The organism is Frankia sp. R82, from assembly GCF_023716925.1.
Taxonomy (GTDB): domain Bacteria; phylum Actinomycetota; class Actinomycetes; order Frankiales; family Frankiaceae; genus Frankia.
In genome coordinates, this window is sequence record NZ_JAMQQG010000116.1 from 1 (window position 1) to 3,142 (window position 3,142).

Genomic DNA, 3,142 nt, shown 5'->3' on the forward strand with positions numbered 1-3,142 from the left:
GCGGGCCGGACGTGGTACCCCCACCCGGTCCCGCGGGACCGGACGCGGCGGGGGCCTGCTGGCCCGGGCGGGGCGGCGTGGTACGGGCCGGCCCGCCGGGACGTACCGCTCGCGCGATCGTTTGCGGCGTCGGTATCCGGCCTGGTCGTGGGTGTGCCGCGGAGGCAGCCGGCACCCCGCTGACCGGCCCGCCCGCCGCCGGCAGGTCTGTGGCAGGCACCGCTGGCATCGGCGTGCCGGCCGTGGGCGGAATCTCGGCGGGCAGGGACACCCGCGTGGGGACCCCCGGTCCGGCGGGTTCGCCCACCTGGGCCACCTCTGCCGGCTCGGACCGGTCCGCCGCGTCGGCATCGGACGGACCCGGACCCGGACCCGGAGCCGCCTCGAAGGTCGATCCGGCCGGCGCCGGTATGCGACCGGAGGCCGCCAACTCGTCGGCGATCCCGCGTACCTGGGCACGATCCTCTGTGGTCACAGGCACCTCGCCATGGTCCAAGCTGACGAGAACACCGAGCAGTCGGCCATCCGGACGCAGGACCGGCGTCGCGAGATAGCTGCGTACCCCCAGCAGGCGATGTTCCGCGGTGTCGGCCGCGGGATGCCCGGGACCGACCCCGGACGCCGCCGCGGGGGCACCATCGAGCATGCGGGCGATGACACTGTCGGCGCGGGGATAGTGGGTTCCCACCTCGAGACCGGCGAAGGATCCCGCCACCCGGAGATAGCCCACGGTCGTCGCAGAAACCACGACGAAACAGGCTGTCTCCATCCGGTCTCGGGCATGAACAGCCCGTAGCGCGGCATCGACGGTGCTCCACGCCTGTTCTGAAGGTGCTGACGACACAGGCCGAACTCTCCCACAAACTTCACGGGCAGTGACGGACACCGTCCCACGTGCCGGCCGCGTGTGCGGTGGGAAGGTAAGAACTTTCGGGACGTCGTTGCTCTACGTATCCGTTATGCGGCAGAAGTGACCTTCTCGGTGACCTGGCGGATGCTCGGGTTCGTCATCACAGTGCCATCGGGAAAGAGCACGGTCGGCACGGTCGCGTTCCCGTTGTTCGCATCGCGGACACGTTGCTCTGCTGTCGGGTCGTTCTCGATATCGATGGTCTGGTACTCCACCCCGGCGCGGTCGAGTTGGCTCTTCAGTCGAACGCAGTAGCCGCACCAGGAAGTCGTGTAGATCGTGAGCACGAATGGCCTCCAAGCCACTGGGACACAACGGATGCTCCAACAGTGTGGCGGCGGCATCCCTTCCCGCGCCACGCCGGTACTACCGTGTCGAGGGATGTCCGGACCCGCCGCCCCGCCGCCCGCGTCCGCCGCCGCGTCCTCCGAGCCGGTCGGCGGCCCGTCGTCCGCTGTGTCGCAGGCCGCGTCCCCGGTGGCGTCCCGCGAGGCCGGCGTGACCGGCCCGGCCGCCGGTGGCGATCTGCTGGCGGGGCTGGACCCGGAGCAGCGGGCCGCCGCCGATGCCCCGCTAGGGCCGGTCTGCATCCTGGCCGGGGCCGGTACGGGCAAGACGCGCACGATCACCCACAGAATCGCGCGCATGGTCGCGGATCGCGGCGTTGCACCCGATCAGATCCTCGCGGTCAGCTTCACCACCCGGGCGGCCGGTGAGCTGCGCGGCCGGCTACGGGCGATGGGCGTCCCGGGCGTGCAGGCGCGCACCTTCCACTCGTCGGCGCTGCGCCAGCTGCAGTACTTCTGGCCGGCGGTGGCCGGCGGGCCACTGCCCAGGATCGAGTCCAGCAAGATCCCGATCATGGCCCGGGCCGCCGGGCGGTTGGGGCTGCGTCCCGATCGTGCGGAGCTGCGTGATCTGACCGCCGAGGTCGAATGGGCGAAGGTCTCGCTCGTCACGCCCGAGGACTACGTCCGGCTGGCTCCGGCGGCGGGCCGTGAGACGACCACGTCCGCCGACACCATCGGCCGGCTCTACGGCGCCTACGAGGAGGCCAAGCGGGAGGCCGGCGTCCTCGACCTCGAGGATCTGCTGCTGCTCACCGCCGCCATGATCGAGGAGCACGGCTGGGTCGCCGGCGAGGTCCGCTCCCGCTACCGGCACTTCGTCGTCGACGAGTACCAGGACGTCAACATGCTCCAGCAGCGGGTGCTCGACGCCTGGCTCGGTGATCGGGACAGTCTGTGCGTCGTCGGCGATCCACATCAGACGATCTACTCGTTCGCCGGCGCCTCGCCGCGGTACCTGCTCGGGTTCGCCCGCCGTCATCCGCAGGCGACGCTGGTCCGGCTGGTGCGCGACTACCGGTCGACTCCCCAGGTGGTGGCGCTGGCCAACCGGCTGGTGGCGGCCGGGCCGCGGGCCGCGCTCGTCGCCGTACCGAGCGCCGGGCCCGCCCCGGTGTGGCTGGAGTGCGACACGGAGGCCGACGAGGCCACCGCCGTCACCGCTCGCATCCGTACCCTGCTCGCCCGCGGCCTGCCGGCCAGCCGGATCGCCGTGCTGTACCGGACGAACGCGCAGTCGGAGGCGTACGAGTCGGCCATCGGCGGCGCCGGCATCGCCTACCTGCTGCGCGGCGGGGAGAAGTTCTTCGTCCGTCCCGAGGTCGTCAACGCGATGCGGCTGCTGCGAGCGGCCGTCCGCTCCGCCGACACCGACCGCCCCGCCGGGCTCGCCGACGTCGTGGCGGACGTCCTGGGCGCCCTGCAGTGGTATCCGCACACGCCCGCCGTGGGCACCGGTTCCGAACGCGAGCGGTGGGAGAACCTCGCCGCGCTGCACCGTCTTGCCGAGGATCTCGCGGCCCGCAGCCCCGACGCCACCCTCGCGCAGTTCGTCGCCGAACTCGCCGACCGGGCCACCCACGAGCATCTGCCGACCGTCGAGGGGGTGACGCTGTCCACCCTGCATGCCGCGAAGGGCCTTGAGTGGGACGCGGTCTTCCTCGTCGGGCTCACCGAGGGCACCCTGCCGCTGGTCCACGCCCGCTCCGCCGAGCAGATCGAGGAGGAGCGCCGGCTGCTGTACGTCGGGATCACCCGGGCACGCACCCAACTGGTCCTGTCGTGGTCGCTGGCCCGCACGGCCGGCGGCCGGGCGCGTCGCCCGTCCCGGTTCGTGGACGAGCTGCGCCCGGCGCGTCGCGGTGCCCGCGGCGGTGGCGCCGGG

Annotated in this window: 3 protein-coding genes; 1 reads left to right on the forward strand and 2 read right to left on the reverse strand. The window is 72.6% G+C overall.

The window, feature by feature from the left end:
• A partial coding sequence (locus ND747_RS15960; RefSeq protein ID WP_374216244.1) for a GAF domain-containing protein occupies nt 1-769 on the reverse strand: 769 nt, incomplete at its 3' end.
• A gap of 188 nt (nt 770-957) precedes the next feature.
• Nucleotides 958-1,197: a mycoredoxin gene (locus ND747_RS15965; RefSeq protein WP_251734408.1), complete on the reverse strand. Its 240-nt coding sequence runs from the start codon at nt 1,195-1,197 to the stop codon at nt 958-960.
• Between the two features lie 94 nt (nt 1,198-1,291).
• Here ND747_RS15965 and ND747_RS15970 point away from each other — a divergent pair.
• Nucleotides 1,292-3,142: ATP-dependent helicase (locus ND747_RS15970; protein ID WP_251734409.1), on the forward strand; the 1,851-nt coding region annotated here is incomplete at its 3' end.